Below are 13,645 nucleotides of genomic sequence, written 5' to 3' on the forward strand. Positions count from 1 at the left end.
CGTCAGCCTACGCACCACCTTGAGGCGAGCTGCGAGGCTTCTCCGCAGATCAGCGCACCCGTACTCGTCAGGACGCATCAGCGGCAACTGACGGGTACGTGCAAATTATTTGGGATGCCCCGGAATCGGAACACAGAGGCACCCAGGCTCGTTGTCATTACGTGAGCACGACACAGACACCACCTGTTCTCGCCGCAGAGCTGGCGCAGGCGTGGGCCGATATTCAGCGGTACCACCCCGAGCTGCCCGATCTTGCCGCGCCCGAGTCCCTGATCGGGGAGTCGTCGTCCGCGTGCGGTCACGAACTCTCCTTCGAACGACTGCTGCACGAGGCAGTCCACGGCGTCGCCGCCGCGCGCGGTGTACGCGACACATCCCGCGCCGGCCGCTACCACAACCGCAGATTCCTCGCCATCGCCGAGGAACTGGGCCTGGACCACCCCGAGGAACCGCATCCCAGCAGCGGCTTCTCCCTGGTCACGCTCACTCCCGAGGCGAAGCGCCGCTACCGTCCGACGACGGAGCGCCTCCAGCGCGCCCTGAAGGCCCATTCCGCGGCGACCGCGGGCGACACGGCCCGCAGCTTCCGCGGACCGGCCGCGCGGCACGGCTCCTCCGGGGGCGGCGTCCGCGTCAAGGCCGTCTGCGACTGCGGCCGCAACGTCCGCGTCGTCCCCTCGGTCCTCGCCCAGGCCCCCATCGTCTGCGGCGGCTGCGGCAAACCCTTCCAGATCCCAGAAGTGGTAGCAGCGGCAAGCTGACGCCCCGGCATCTCGTGGATGCCGGGACCACCCCGCCGCCCCCGCCCCGCTGCCGCTCCCCGCGATCCGCGGGCAGTCGTGCCTCCCCCAGTGCCTTGAATGCCTGGGAGGTACCCCCAGGGCGGCACGGGTGGGCGGTGGGGGTACCTCTCGCTCGAGCGCAGCCGAGAGTGGGGGAGGCGCCCCGTAGGCGCCGGGCTGCGCGAACACCTCCCGGCCCACACCAGCGCCGGGCGCCCGTCAACCGCGCCCACCCCTCGGTCACCCCCGCCCCACAGGGTGTGGCAGAATGGCTAGCTGTACTCGACAGCCGCACAGGACCCCTCTCTCCTCCGGCTGACGCGTCCATCGGGCACTCGGGTACCGCAACCCCACGCGGCACATCCCGCCGTGCCCAACCACGTCAAAATCAGGAGAGTCCACTCCCGTGGCAGTCAAGATCAAGCTGAAGCGTCTGGGCAAGATCCGTTCGCCTCACTACCGCATCGTCGTCGCCGACTCCCGTACCCGCCGTGACGGCCGGGCCATCGAGGAGATCGGCAAGTACCACCCGACGTACAACCCGTCGGTGATGGAGGTCGACGCCGAGCGCGTGGCGTACTGGCTCGGTGTCGGCGCCCAGCCGACCGAGCCCGTGCTCGCCATCCTGAAGAAGACCGGCGACTGGCAGAAGTTCAAGGGCGAGCCCGCCCCGGCTCCGCTGCTTCAGGCGGCCGAGAAGCCCGCCCGCCCGTCCTTCGAGGCGCTCGGTGGCGAGGACGAGGGCAAGGGTGAGGCGATCACCCAGAAGAAGAAGGCTGAGAAGAAGGACGAGGCCGCCGCCGAGTCCGCGTCGACCGAGGCCTGAGCATGCTCGAGGAGGCTCTCGAGCACCTCGTGAAGGGCATCGTCGACAACCCTGACGATGTGCAGGTCGCCTCGCGCAACCTGCGCCGCGGGCGCGTGCTCGAGGTCCGGGTCCACCCGGACGACCTCGGCAAGGTGATCGGTCGCAACGGCCGCACCGCACGCGCTCTGCGTACCGTCGTGGGCGCCATCGGCGGCCGCGGTGTCCGTGTCGACCTCGTCGACGTGGACCACGTCCGCTGACGCCGAACGCAGCACCGGCTCGGGCCGGGGAGGGCCACTGGGCCGTCCCCGGCCCGCAGTCGTATGAGCCGTGAACGGCTCGTCGCAGTCCGACAGGAGATCAAGCACAGTGCAGCTGGTAGTCGCTCGCATCGGCCGCGCCCATGGCATCAAGGGCGAGGTCACCGTGGAGGTCCGTACCGACGAACCGGAGCTGAGGCTCGGGCCCGGCGCCGTCCTGGCCACCGACCCCGCCTCCGTCGGGCCGCTCACCATCGAGACCGGCCGCGTCCACAGCGGCCGTCTCCTGCTGCGCTTCGAGGGCGTCCGCGACCGCAACGGCGCCGAGGCCCTGCGCAACACCCTCCTCATCGCCGACGTCGACCCGGACGAGCGGCCCGAGGACGAGGACGAGTACTACGACCACCAGCTGATCGACCTCGACGTCGTCACGGAGGACGGCGAGCAGGTCGGCCGGATCACCGAGATCTCGCACCTGCCCACCCAGGACCTCTTCGTGGTCGAGCGCCCCGACGGCACCGAGGTGTACGTGCCGTTCGTCGAGGAGATCGTCACCGAGATCGACCTCGAGGAGCAGCGCGCGGTCATCGACCCGCCGCCGGGTCTGATCGACGACCGGGCCGAGGTCGCCTCCTCCCGGGACTCCGGAGACGAGGCGTGATGCGGCTCGACGTCGTCACGATCTTCCCCGAGTACCTCGAACCGCTGAACGTCTCCCTCGTCGGCAAGGCACGCGCGCGCGGTCAGCTCGACGTCCACGTGCACGACCTGCGCGACTGGACCTACGACCGGCACAACACCGTCGACGACACCCCGTACGGCGGTGGCCCCGGCATGGTCATGAAGACCGAGCCGTGGGGGGACGCGCTGGACTCGGTCCTGGCGGACGGCTACGAGACCGGCTCCCGCGAGCCGGCCCTGATCGTCCCCACCCCCAGCGGCCGTCCCTTCACCCAGGAACTCGCCGTCCGGCTCTCCGAGCGCCCCTGGCTGGTCTTCACCCCGGCCCGCTACGAGGGCATCGACCGCCGTGTCATCGACGAGTACGCCACCCGGATGCCCGTGTACGAGGTGTCCATCGGCGACTACGTGCTGGCCGGCGGCGAGGCGGCGGTCCTGGTCGTCACGGAGGCCGTCGCACGGCTGCTCCCCGGCGTCCTCGGCAACGCCGAGTCGCACCGCGACGACTCCTTCGCGCCCGGGGCCATGGCGAGCCTCCTGGAGGGCCCCGTCCACACCAAGCCGCCGCGGTGGCGCGGGCGCGGCATCCCGGACGTGCTGCTCAGCGGCCACCACGGGAAGATCGCCCGCTGGCGGCGCGACGAGGCGCTGCGCCGGACCACCGCCAACCGGCCCGACCTCATCGAGCGCTGCGAGCCCGAGGCCTTCGACAAGAAGGACCGCGAGATGCTGTCCATCCTGGGCTGGGAACCGGATCCCGCCGGAGAGCCGTACGGCCGATTTTGGCGCAGGACCGACGGCGTGGAAGAATAGGCCGCTGCTGTGCGTCGTCCGGCGTGCGCCCCTGCCGCAGGGGGACACGACGCCCGTCCCGAACCGCACGGCATCGACCCCAGCCTCTAGTTGCCGTTGATGACCTGCGGCATCAGCGAAGAAAGCAGACGAAATGTCTCACCTGCTCGACTCCGTCGACTCCGCGTCGCTGCGCAGCGACGTCCCCGCCTTCCGTCCCGGCGACACCGTGAACGTCCACGTGCGCGTCATCGAGGGCAACCGCTCCCGTGTGCAGCAGTTCAAGGGCGTGGTCATCCGCCGCCAGGGTGCCGGCGTGCGCGAGACCTTCACGGTCCGCAAGGTCTCCTTCTCCGTCGGCGTCGAGCGCACCTTCCCGGTGCACACCCCGATCGTGGAGAAGATCGAGCTCGTCACCCGCGGTGACGTCCGCCGCGCCAAGCTGTACTACCTGCGCGAGCTGCGCGGCAAGGCGGCGAAGATCAAGGAGAAGCGCGAGAACTGAGCGCTTTACCGGCGTCATATCGCGGCCGGATAGCATCTGGCCCCGATGGACACCGAAGCACAGCCGACGGAGCGCGACCGCTCCCTCCCCCCGGCCGGACCCGAGAACACCTCGGGGGCGGCGGGGCCGGAGGGGCGGTCGCGTTCCGCGTTGGTGTCGCGCCTCACGTCCTGGCTGCCCGGCGGGCGGATTACCCTGACCCTGTTGCTCTGCCTGGTGTTCCTGCTGGCGGTGAACACGTTCGTGGCGCGGCCGTTCCAGATTCCCAGTGGATCGATGGAACACGGATTGAGGGCCGGGGACCGCGTGCTCGTAAACAAGTTGGCATACCGCTTCGGCGCCGGGCCGCGGCGCGGTGACGTGATCGTGTTCGACGGCGCCGGGTACTTCGGTGACTCCGACTACGTCAAACGGGTCGTCGGGGTGGGCGGGGACCGTGTGGTCTGCTGTGACGGGGAGGGGAGGATCCGGGTGAACGGCCGGTCGGTCGACGAGTCGGGCTTCCTGTTCCCCGGCGACAGCCCCTCCACGGTGCCCTTCGACGTCGTCGTGCCCGACGGGCGCCTGTTCGTCCTCGGTGACCACCGCAGCAACTCCAGCGACTCCCGCGACCACCTGGGCTCGCCCGGCGGCGGCATGATCCCGGTCGACAGCGTGATCGGCCGCGCCGACGGGATCGTATCGCCCTTCGACCGCGCCACCCGGCTGCACCGGCCCGACGCCTACGCGCGCGTGCCCGCCCCGGAGACGAACGCGGTGGGGGGAGCCCATGGGTAACCGCGGCAAACCCCGCGGCGCCCCGGACAGCGCCGCGGAGAACCTGCTGCCCACCGGCTCCCGTCGCGCGGCCGGACCGAGCCCCGGACGCAGCCGGGCCGAGCGGCGCAAGCTCCAGCGCAAGGTCAAGCGGCGCCGCAGGCGCAGCGCCGTCAAGGAGATCCCCCTCCTCGTGGGCGTCGCCGTCGTGATAGCGCTGGTGCTGAAGACGTTCCTCGTCCAGGCCTTCGTCATCCCGTCCGGCTCCATGGAACAGACGATCCGGATCGGCGACCGGGTGCTGGTCGACAAGCTCACCCCGTGGTTCGGCTCCAAGCCGCAGCGCGGGGACGTCGTCGTGTTCAAGGACCCCGGCGGCTGGCTCCGGGACGAGCAGACCACGCCGAAGAAGGACGACCCCGTCGGGATCAAGCAGATCAAGGAAGGGCTCACCTTCATCGGGCTGCTGCCGTCCGAGAACGAGAAGGACCTGATCAAGCGGGTCGTCGGCGTCGGCGGCGACCGCGTCCAGTGCTGCGACAAGCAGGGCCGGGTCACCGTCAACGGCGTCCCCCTGAACGAGGACTACCTGTACCCCGGCAACGCCCCGTCCGCGACTCCGTTCGACGTCACCGTCCCCGAGGGGCGGCTGTGGGTGATGGGCGACCACCGGGCGAACTCCGCCGACTCCCGTTCCCACCAGGACACCGACTACGGCGGCACCGTCTCCGAGGACGAGGTGGTGGGCCGGGCCATGGTCATCGCCTGGCCGCTCGACCACTGGAGCACGCTGGAGGAACCGACGGCCTACGCGTCCGTGTCGGACTCGGCGCCGGGGTCGACCGCTGCCGCCCCGCTGTCGCATAGGGTTGCCCCGGACGATCCCGATGGAACGGTCCAGCTCCCGAGCCCTGCGGAACTCCCGCTCGTTATGGGAGTGGTGGGCCTGCGCCGGGCATGGCGCGGGCGGCGGCAGAGAGTGAGGAGTTGGCGTGGGGGATGCGGCGGTTGGCGCACGGTCCGGGCGCGAGGGCGAGGAGCACCGCGGACGTCCCGTGGAAGCGGCGGGTCCGACGGCTGACGACTTCGTGACCTCCGGGAACGAATCCCCGGCGGGTGACGGCGACGGACCCGGGGGCGGACAGCCCCCCACGGCGCAGGGCGGTTCGGGCGACGACACCCCCCAGGCGAAGCAGCCCCGCTCCTTCTGGAAGGAGCTGCCGATCCTGATCGGTATCGCGCTGGTGCTGGCGCTGCTGATCAAGACGTTCCTGGTGCAGGCGTTCTCCATCCCCTCCGACTCGATGCAGAACACCCTCCAGCAGGGTGACCGGGTGCTCGTCGACAAGCTCACCCCCTGGTTCGGCTCCGAGCCCGAGCGCGGTGAGGTCGTCGTCTTCCACGACCCCGACAACTGGCTGGCCGGCGAGCCGACGCCCGACCCGAACCCCCTGCAGCAGGTCCTCAGCTGGATCGGTCTGATGCCGTCCGCGGAGGAGAAGGACCTGATCAAGCGGGTCGTCGGGGTCGGCGGTGACACGATCGAGTGCAAGGGCACCGGCCCGCTGAAGGTCAACGGCATGGCGCTGAACGAGCCGTACGTGTATCCCGGCAACACCCCGTGCAGCCAGGACGACCAGGGCGGCCAGTTCAAGGTGAAGGTCCCCGAGGGCCACATCTGGGTCATGGGCGACCACCGGCAGAACTCCCGGGACTCGCGCTACAACCAGGGCGACAAGAACAACGGTTTCGTTCCCGTGGACAAGGTCGTCGGCCGCGCCGTCGTCATCGCCTGGCCGGTCAACCGCTGGACCAACCTGCCCGTCCCGGACACCTTCGACCAGCCCGGTCTGGCCGCCGGACCGTCGGCCGCCGCGGTCCTGACGGCCGCGCCCCAGGGACTCGCGCTCGCGGGCGCGGTGCCGCTGGTGCTCTGGCGGCGCCGGCGGTACGGCGTCGGAGAGGGCCGCCGGAAGGGCTGACCCTGTCCGGTACCGCCGGGTAGGGTGCCGCCCATGAGTGGTCAGAGCACGACGCGTACGGTCCCGGGCAGCAGGGGCCCGGGCGGCAGGACCGGGCAGCGGCTGTCCGGGCTGGCCGTGGCCCTGGGTCTGGTGATGTTCCTCGGCGGATTCGCCTGGGGAGCGGTGCTGTACCGGCCGTACACCGTGCCCACCCCGTCGATGGCGCCGACGGTCGGTGCCGGTGACCGGGTGCTGGCCGAGCGCATCGACGGTGATGACGTCCGCCGTGGTGACGTGGTCGTCTTCACGGACACGACGTGGTCGGACCTCCCCATGGTGAAGCGGGTGGTCGCCGTCGGCGGCGACACGGTCTCCTGCTGCCGGGACGGCAAGCTGGAGGTCAACGGCGAGGCGATCGACGAGCCGTACCTCTCCGGGGGCACGGCGGCCGAGTTCGGCGCCATCCCCGAGGTGACCGTGCCCGAGGGGCGCCTGTTCCTGCTCGGCGACGAGCGCTCCGGGTCGCTGGACTCCACGGCCCATCTGACCGACGCCGCCGGCGGCACCGTCTCCCGCGGCGCGGTCCAGGGCAGGGTCGACGCCGTGGTCTGGCCGATGAACGGCATGCTCGAGGCGCCTACCGGCTTCGAACGGCTCGGCGCGCTTTCCTCGCCGGGCCCGCTCAGGACCGTCGTCGCGCTGGTGGTCGCCGGTGCCGTGCTCATCCTCGGCGGGGCCGCGTACGGTCCCGTCGCCAAGCGGGCGGCTGCGTCCGGGACCAGGGCCGACGCGGGGACCGCCGATGCCCGCTGAGCCCGTCCCGGCGGTCGAGGACTCCTACACGGGCGGACTGCGCAGAGTCGCCCGGGTCGTCCTGCTCGACCCGCGGGACCGCATCCTGCTGCTGCACGGCCATGAACCGGACGACCCCGCCGACGACTGGTGGTTCACGCCCGGCGGAGGCGTGGAGGGCGACGAGACCCGTGAACAGGCCGCCCTGCGGGAACTCGCCGAGGAGACCGGCATCACCGAGGTCGAACTCGGTCCCGTGCTGTGGCGGCGGAGGTGCTCCTTCCCGTTCGCCGGCCGCCGCTGGGACCAGGACGAGTGGTACTACCTCGCCCGCACCACCCGGACCGAGACCGCGGCCACGGCGCTGACCGAGCTGGAGCGGCGCAGTGTCTCCGGAGCACGCTGGTGGACGTGCCCGGAACTCGCCCGGGCACATGAGACGGTGTATCCGACCAGACTCGCCGGGCTGCTGCGCACACTGCTCGACGAAGGTCCCCCGGCCGGACCCGTGACCCTGGACACCGAAATCGTCCAGTGACGCCCGGGACTGGCGCACAATGGTGGGATCGCACGGCTGAAGGGGAACATGCCATGAGCGCCGAGGACCTCGAGAAGTACGAGACCGAGATGGAGCTCAAGCTCTACCGGGAGTACCGCGATGTCGTCGGTCTGTTCAAATACGTGATCGAGACCGAACGGCGCTTCTATCTCACCAACGACTACGAGATGCAGGTGCACTCGGTCCAGGGCGAGGTGTTCTTCGAGGTGTCGATGGCGGACGCCTGGGTCTGGGACATGTACAGGCCGGCCCGGTTCGTGAAGCAGGTGCGCGTGCTGACGTTCAAGGACGTGAACATCGAGGAGCTCAACAAGAGCGACCTGGAGCTGCCGGGCGGGTGACCGGCGTACCCGTGCGGGTGACGGAGTTGTCCACAGCCGCCGGGTTCCGCACCAAGATCCACTCCGGCGGGCGGGATGCGTGACCGTTGGCGCCGGAGGTGGTGCCGACATGAACGCACGGAACACACGAAGCGTGCGGACCGCACATCGGGCACGCAGCGCACTCGGCAGGTACGGCGAGACACTGGCCGCACGGCGGCTGACCCAGGCCGGCATGACGGTCCTGCACCGCAACTGGCGCTGCGGCAGGACCGGCGAGATCGACATCGTGGCCCGCGACGGGGACGCCCTGGTCGTCTGCGAGGTGAAGACCCGCAGGGCAGGACCCTTCCAGCACCCCATGGAGGCGGTCACGGCGGCCAAGGCCGACCGCCTGCGGAGCCTCGCCGAACGCTGGCTCCAGGAGCACGGGGGAGCGCCGCCCGGTGGGGTCCGCATCGACCTGGTCGGCGTGCTGCTGCCGGCCCGCGGCGCCCCCGTCGTCGAGCACGTCCGGGGGGTGGCCTGACATGGGGTTCGCGCGTACGTGCTCGGTGACGCTGGTGGGCGTCGAGGGCGTGGTCGTGGAGGTCCAGGCCGACCTGGAGCCCGGGGTCGCGGCCTTCACACTGGTGGGGCTGCCGGACAAGAGCCTGACGGAGAGCAGGGACCGGGTCAGGGCGGCCGTGGTCAATTCCGGCGGCGAGTGGCCGCAGAAGAAACTCACCGTGGGACTCAGCCCCGCGTCCGTCCCGAAGGCCGGCAGCGGTTTCGACCTGGCGGTCGCCTGTGCCGTGCTCGGCGCCGCCGAACGGATCGATCCGCGGGTGCTCGGCGACATCGTCATGATCGGCGAGCTGGGCCTCGACGGCCGGGTGCGGCCGGTGCGCGGCATCCTGCCGGCGGTACTGGCCGCGGCCGACGCGGGATACGAGCAGGTGGTGGTGCCCGAGTGCGCCGCCGCCGAGGCCTCGCTGGTGCCGGGCGTGTCCGTCCTGGGCGTCCGCAGCCTGCGCCAGCTGATCGCGGTGCTCACCGACGAGCCCGTGCCGGAGGAGGACGCCGAGGACCGGACACGGCCCGACCCGCTGCTGGCGGGGCTGCGCGCCCCGGGCACCGGAGCGGACACCGGGATGCACAGCGTCGGCGCGGCATCGTGCGACCAGGGCCATGACCTCGCGGACGTCGTGGGCCAGCTCGCGGCACGGACGGCCGTGGAGGTGGCCGCGGCGGGCGGACACCACCTCTTCCTGGAGGGGCCGCCCGGCGCCGGCAAGACCATGCTCGCGGAGCGGCTGCCGTCGGTCCTGCCGCCGCTGGACCGGCAGGCCTCGCTCGAGGTGACGGCCGTGCACTCGGTGGCGGGACTGCTCCCCGTGGACAAACCCCTGATCGACACGGCCCCCTACTGCGCCCCGCACCACTCGGCCACCATGCAGGCACTCGTCGGCGGCGGCGCCGGTACGGTCCGGCCGGGAGCGGTGTCCCTCTCACATCGGGGCGTGCTCTTTCTGGACGAAACCCCGGAGTTCAGCGGCAAGGCCCTGGACGCCCTGCGGCAGCCGCTGGAGTCCGGACACGTGATCATCGCGCGCAGCGCCGGCGTCGTGCGCTTCCCGGCGCGCTTCCTGATGGTGCTCGCCGCCAACCCGTGCCCCTGCGGGCGCTTCTCGCAGACGAACGAGCAGTGCGAGTGCCCGCCCTCGGCGATCCGCCGCTACCAGGCCAGGCTGTCCGGGCCGCTGCTCGACCGGGTCGACCTGCGGGTCGAGGTCGACCGCGTCACGCGTGACGAACTGACGGCGGGCGGTGCCCGGGGCGACACCACCGCCGCGGTCGCCGACCGGGTGCGCGCGGCCCGGGACCGTGCCGCGGCGCGGCTCACCGGCACCCCGTGGCGCACCAACGCCGAGGTCCCCGGACGGGAACTGCGCAGCCGCTGGCACGCCGCCCCCGGCGCCATGGACGACGCCGAACGGAGCCTGGAACGGGGCGTGCTCACCGCCCGGGGACTCGACCGGGTCCTGCGGGTCGCCTGGACCGTCGCCGACCTGGCCGGCCACGGGCGGCCCGGCGCCGCGGACGTCGCCCTCGCCCTGCAACTGCGCACCGGCGTCCCGCGCGGGGTGCCCATGGCCATCGGGGCGGGGGTGTGAGCGCCGTGGCCGGACCCGACGGCGAACTGCTCGGCCGGGTCTTCCTCACCCGGGTCGTCGAACCCGGTGACGAGACCGGCGGGCGCTGGGTGCGGGAGCTCGGCGTGGACGCCGTGGTGCGACGGCTGCGGGAACGGGGGGATCCGCTGCCGGGGGTGAGCGGGAAGCGGTGGGCCGGGTTACTGGCCCGGGCCGAGCGGGCCGAACCGCGCAGGGACCTCGCCGTCGCGCGGAACGCCGGGGTGCGTTTCGTGGGTCCCGGCACCCCGCAATGGCCCGGACAGCTCGACGACCTGGGCGACGCCCGGCCGCTCGGGCTGTGGGTGCGCGGGGGAGCGGACCTGCGGATGTGGGCGCTGCGCTCGGTCGCCGTCGTCGGCGCCCGCGCCTGCACCGAGTACGGCGCGCACATGGCCGCCACCCTCTCCGCCGGTCTCGCCGAACGCGGCTGGATCGTGGTGTCCGGCGGCGCCTACGGGGTCGACGGCGCCGCCCACCGCGGCGCCCTCGGCTCGGGCGGCGCCACCATCGCCGTACTCGCCTGCGGAGTCGACCGGCCCTACCCGCGCGGCCACATCGGGCTGATCGGCAGAATCGCCGAACAGGGACTGGTCGTCGGTGAGTTGCCGCCCGGTGATCACCCGACACCGAGCAGGTTCATCCTCCGCAACAGGGTGATCGCCGCGCTCACCCGGGGCACCGTCGTCGTCGAGGCCGCCCACCGCAGCGGCTCCCTGGTGACCGCCCGGGCGGCCCGCCGTCTGGGACGCCACACGATGGGAGTACCGGGGCCGGCCACCAGTGGGCTCTCCGCAGGGGTGCACGAACTGCTGCGGCAGGACGCGGTGCTGGTCACCGACGCCGCCGAGGTCGTCGAACTGGTCGGCGACATGGGCGAACTCGCGCCGGAACGCCGGGGACCGGTGCTGCCCCGGGACCTGCTCGACCCGGCCGGACGGCAGGTCCTCGCCGCGTTGCCGGGGCGCGGAACGGCCCGGCCCGACGAGATCGCGCTCGCCGCGCAGACCACCCCGGACGACGCGATCGCCAGACTGTACGAACTACGAGCACTTGGTTACGTCGAACGACACGGCGACGGCTGGAAGTTGACGCGCCAGGCGATGATCCCGGTCCGGGACGGTCCCGAGCCTCGCTGACACAGCGTGTTCGGCCGTCCGGGGGAACCCCGACACCCCTTGGAATCTACGCCAGTTGGGCTACCCCGTCGATCACTCAGAGCGACGGGTGTGCCCCGGTGGAACGGCACCCGGAACGAATCTGCGCACGGTCCTGCCTCGCTTCTTCGCACACCGCGACGCCTTAGTCACGCTACGCTCACGAGGATCCCGACACGGACAGGCAAGGACAGGCACCCAGACATCGGACAGACAGCGCACCCAGGCAGCACCGGTCCACGGCAGAACGGCACAAGGCGACGAATGCCCCAGCACACCTCCGGGTCCGACCGGGCGGCGATCCCCCCAGCCGCCCGCGACGGTGGCAGCGTGCGGCCGCCCGCTCCCTCGACACTCGACGAGCTGTGGCGGTCGTACAAGGCGACGGGGGACGAAAGACTGCGGGAACAGCTGATCCTGCACTACTCGCCGCTGGTGAAGTACGTCGCCGGCCGGGTCAGCGTGGGGCTGCCGCCCAATGTCGAGCAGGCGGACTTCGTCTCCTCCGGGGTCTTCGGGCTGATCGACGCGATCGAGAAGTTCGACGTCGACCGGGAGATCAAGTTCGAGACCTACGCGATCACCCGCATCCGGGGCGCGATGATCGACGAGCTGCGGGCGCTGGACTGGATCCCGCGCTCGGTGCGGCAGAAGGCGCGCAACGTGGAGCGCGCCTACGCCACGCTGGAGGCGCGGTTGCGCCGCACACCGTCGGAGAGCGAGGTCGCCGGCGAGATGGGCATCACGGTGGCCGATCTGCACGCGGTTTTCAGCCAGTTGTCGCTGGCGAACGTCGTCGCCCTGGAGGAGCTGCTGCACGCCGGGGGTGACGGCGGCGATCAGCTCAGCTTCATGGACACCCTGGAGGACACCGCCGCCGACAACCCGGTGGAGGTGGCCGAGGACCGGGAGCTGCGGAGGTTCCTCGCGCGGGCCGTCAACACACTGCCGGAGCGGGAGAAGACCGTGGTCACCCTGTACTACTACGAGGGGCTCACCCTCGCCGAGATCGGCAATGTGCTGGGGGTGACCGAGAGCCGGGTCAGCCAGATCCACACCAAGTCCGTGCTGCAGCTGCGCGCGAAGCTGGCGGGCTTCGGCCGCTGAGCCCTTCCGGCCCGGAGCGGGCCGGTCCTCTGGCCGCCGCGGGCGGGGCGTCCGTAAAGTGGTCGACGTGCCAAGGATTCGAGCGGCCTCCGTGGCCGAGCACCGGTCGATGCAGCGAGCCGCCCTGCTGGACGCGGCACGCTCCCTGCTGTCCGAGGGCGGTACGGAGGCGCTGACCTTCCCGGCCCTCGCCGAGCGCACCGGCCTCGCGCGTTCGTCCGTGTACGAGTACTTCCGCTCGCGGGCCGCCGTGGTCGAGGAGCTGTGCGAGGTCGACTTCCCGGTCTGGGCGGCGGAGGTCGAGGCGGCGATGGCGGTCGCCGACGGCGCCGAGGCCAAGATCGAGGCCTACGTCCGCAAGCAGCTGGAACTGGTCGGGGACCGGCGGCACCGCGCCGTGGTCGCGATCTCCGCGAGCGAGCTCGACGCCGGCGCCCGGGAGAAGATCCGCGCGGCCCACGGCGGCCTCATCGCGATGATCGTCGAGGCCCTGGCCGACCTGGACCACGCCGAGCCCCGCCTCGCGGCGATGCTCCTCCAGGGCGTGGTCGACGCGGCCGTGCGCCGCATCGAGCTGGGCGCGGCGGAACACCCCGAAGCGATCACCGAAGCGGCCGTCTCGATGGCCCTCAGAGGCGTGAGCGGCTGACGGCCGCGCCACGGCGGCGTCTTCCCGGCCACTCCCGCGAAGCCCACCAGGCGGCCTCTCCCGGCTCCCGCCACCCCGACCCGCCGTGGCCGCGCCCGATCCGGCCGCACGGCTCTGGAGCGACCGCACCTGTCGGCGGTGCCGCCCGGCTCCCGTGGCCCTGTGCCGGTGCGGGTGTCCTCGGTTCGGCCAGGTGAGGTTCCGGTCGGTGTCGGCCGCGTCGGGCCGTACGGGTCCGGTGCGGTCGTACCTGTCGGTGGTCGCTCGGCGGTGCCGCCCGGCTCCCGCGACTCTGTGCCGGCGCGGGTCGCGCTCGGTCCGGCCCCGGGCCGGGCAGGT

17 protein-coding genes are annotated in these 13,645 nt (G+C 71.9%); all 17 read left to right on the forward strand.

The features are described from left to right. The first annotated feature begins 161 nt into the window (after positions 1 to 161). The 17 genes from ACZ62B_RS21765 to ACZ62B_RS21845 all read left to right on the forward strand — a co-directional run bounded on the left by ACZ62B_RS21765 (position 162) and on the right by ACZ62B_RS21845 (position 13,306). Positions 162 to 761, forward strand: coding sequence for a hypothetical protein (locus ACZ62B_RS21765; protein ID WP_073937032.1), 600 nt, complete (start codon positions 162 to 164; stop codon positions 759 to 761). A 427-nt stretch (positions 762 to 1,188) separates the two neighbouring features. After that, positions 1,189 to 1,608: a 30S ribosomal protein S16 gene (gene rpsP, locus ACZ62B_RS21770; protein WP_030866131.1), complete on the forward strand. Its 420-nt coding sequence runs from the start codon at positions 1,189 to 1,191 to the stop codon at positions 1,606 to 1,608. A gap of 2 nt (positions 1,609 to 1,610) precedes the next feature. After that, positions 1,611 to 1,850: an RNA-binding protein gene (locus tag ACZ62B_RS21775; RefSeq protein ID WP_003973401.1), complete on the forward strand. Its 240-nt coding sequence runs from the start codon at positions 1,611 to 1,613 to the stop codon at positions 1,848 to 1,850. A 109-nt stretch (positions 1,851 to 1,959) separates the two neighbouring features. Beyond that, a complete protein-coding gene (rimM, locus tag ACZ62B_RS21780; RefSeq protein WP_344565685.1) occupies positions 1,960 to 2,511 on the forward strand; it encodes a ribosome maturation factor RimM in 552 nt (183 codons plus the stop codon). After that, on the forward strand, positions 2,511 to 3,344 hold the full coding sequence (trmD, locus tag ACZ62B_RS21785) for a tRNA (guanosine(37)-N1)-methyltransferase TrmD (protein WP_344565776.1): 834 nt from the start codon (positions 2,511 to 2,513) through the stop codon (positions 3,342 to 3,344). Before rimM ends, trmD begins: the two co-directional genes overlap by 1 nt. Positions 3,345 to 3,477: 133 nt before the next feature. Continuing rightward, positions 3,478 to 3,828, forward strand: coding sequence for a 50S ribosomal protein L19 (rplS, locus tag ACZ62B_RS21790; RefSeq protein ID WP_004924850.1), 351 nt, complete (start codon positions 3,478 to 3,480; stop codon positions 3,826 to 3,828). Positions 3,829 to 3,873: 45 nt separating this feature from the next. Further along, positions 3,874 to 4,605, forward strand: a complete 732-nt coding sequence (gene lepB / locus ACZ62B_RS21795) for a signal peptidase I (RefSeq protein WP_344565684.1) — start codon at positions 3,874 to 3,876, stop codon at positions 4,603 to 4,605. Then, positions 4,598 to 5,665 carry a signal peptidase I gene (gene lepB / locus ACZ62B_RS21800; RefSeq protein WP_469691745.1) on the forward strand — a complete coding sequence of 356 codons (1,068 nt, stop codon included), beginning with the start codon at positions 4,598 to 4,600 and terminating at the stop codon, positions 5,663 to 5,665. Before lepB (ACZ62B_RS21795) ends, lepB (ACZ62B_RS21800) begins: the two co-directional genes overlap by 8 nt. Then, positions 5,577 to 6,566, forward strand: a complete 990-nt coding sequence (gene lepB / locus ACZ62B_RS21805; protein ID WP_469691746.1) for a signal peptidase I — start codon at positions 5,577 to 5,579, stop codon at positions 6,564 to 6,566. The genes lepB (ACZ62B_RS21800) and lepB (ACZ62B_RS21805) overlap by 89 nt, the downstream gene beginning before the upstream one ends. Positions 6,567 to 6,599: 33 nt before the next feature. Continuing rightward, positions 6,600 to 7,361: a signal peptidase I gene (gene lepB, locus ACZ62B_RS21810; protein WP_344565681.1), complete on the forward strand. Its 762-nt coding sequence runs from the start codon at positions 6,600 to 6,602 to the stop codon at positions 7,359 to 7,361. Further along, positions 7,351 to 7,878 carry an NUDIX hydrolase gene (locus tag ACZ62B_RS21815; RefSeq protein ID WP_344565679.1) on the forward strand — a complete coding sequence of 176 codons (528 nt, stop codon included), beginning with the start codon at positions 7,351 to 7,353 and terminating at the stop codon, positions 7,876 to 7,878. Before lepB (ACZ62B_RS21810) ends, ACZ62B_RS21815 begins: the two co-directional genes overlap by 11 nt. A gap of 53 nt (positions 7,879 to 7,931) precedes the next feature. Continuing rightward, positions 7,932 to 8,240 carry a DUF2469 domain-containing protein gene (locus tag ACZ62B_RS21820; RefSeq protein WP_003965949.1) on the forward strand — a complete coding sequence of 103 codons (309 nt, stop codon included), beginning with the start codon at positions 7,932 to 7,934 and terminating at the stop codon, positions 8,238 to 8,240. Between the two features lie 79 nt (positions 8,241 to 8,319). Continuing rightward, positions 8,320 to 8,748: a YraN family protein gene (locus ACZ62B_RS21825; RefSeq protein WP_382053959.1), complete on the forward strand. Its 429-nt coding sequence runs from the start codon at positions 8,320 to 8,322 to the stop codon at positions 8,746 to 8,748. Position 8,749: 1 nt separating this feature from the next. Continuing rightward, the gene (locus ACZ62B_RS21830; protein ID WP_469691749.1) at positions 8,750 to 10,375 is read left to right on the forward strand and encodes a YifB family Mg chelatase-like AAA ATPase; all 1,626 of its coding nucleotides are present in this window, start codon (positions 8,750 to 8,752) and stop codon (positions 10,373 to 10,375) included. Beyond that, positions 10,372 to 11,532 (forward strand): DNA-processing protein DprA, encoded by a 1,161-nt coding sequence (dprA, locus tag ACZ62B_RS21835; RefSeq protein ID WP_468719632.1) that lies wholly within the window; start codon positions 10,372 to 10,374, stop codon positions 11,530 to 11,532. The genes ACZ62B_RS21830 and dprA overlap by 4 nt, the downstream gene beginning before the upstream one ends. A 282-nt stretch (positions 11,533 to 11,814) precedes the next feature. Then, on the forward strand, positions 11,815 to 12,657 hold the full coding sequence (gene whiG / locus ACZ62B_RS21840; RefSeq protein ID WP_344565668.1) for an RNA polymerase sigma factor WhiG: 843 nt from the start codon (positions 11,815 to 11,817) through the stop codon (positions 12,655 to 12,657). A gap of 91 nt (positions 12,658 to 12,748) precedes the next feature. After that, a complete protein-coding gene (locus ACZ62B_RS21845; protein ID WP_469691810.1) occupies positions 12,749 to 13,306 on the forward strand; it encodes a TetR/AcrR family transcriptional regulator in 558 nt (185 codons plus the stop codon). The last annotated feature ends 339 nt before the right edge of the window (positions 13,307 to 13,645 follow it).

It is taken from the genome of Streptomyces sp. NPDC053426, from assembly GCF_055585405.1.

Coding starts and splice junctions, on each gene's coding strand:
- whiG (WP_344565668.1), top strand. CDS start 11,815: ATGCCCCAGCACACCTCCGGGTCCGACCGGGCGGCGATCCCCCCAGCC.
- ACZ62B_RS21830 (WP_469691749.1), top strand. CDS start 8,750: ATGGGGTTCGCGCGTACGTGCTCGGTGACGCTGGTGGGCGTCGAGGGC.
- lepB (WP_344565681.1), top strand. CDS start 6,600: ATGAGTGGTCAGAGCACGACGCGTACGGTCCCGGGCAGCAGGGGCCCG.
- lepB (WP_469691745.1), top strand. CDS start 4,598: ATGGGTAACCGCGGCAAACCCCGCGGCGCCCCGGACAGCGCCGCGGAG.
- ACZ62B_RS21775 (WP_003973401.1), top strand. CDS start 1,611: ATGCTCGAGGAGGCTCTCGAGCACCTCGTGAAGGGCATCGTCGACAAC.
- trmD (WP_344565776.1), top strand. CDS start 2,511: ATGCGGCTCGACGTCGTCACGATCTTCCCCGAGTACCTCGAACCGCTG.
- ACZ62B_RS21820 (WP_003965949.1), top strand. CDS start 7,932: ATGAGCGCCGAGGACCTCGAGAAGTACGAGACCGAGATGGAGCTCAAG.
- ACZ62B_RS21815 (WP_344565679.1), top strand. CDS start 7,351: ATGCCCGCTGAGCCCGTCCCGGCGGTCGAGGACTCCTACACGGGCGGA.
- rplS (WP_004924850.1), top strand. CDS start 3,478: ATGTCTCACCTGCTCGACTCCGTCGACTCCGCGTCGCTGCGCAGCGAC.
- lepB (WP_344565684.1), top strand. CDS start 3,874: ATGGACACCGAAGCACAGCCGACGGAGCGCGACCGCTCCCTCCCCCCG.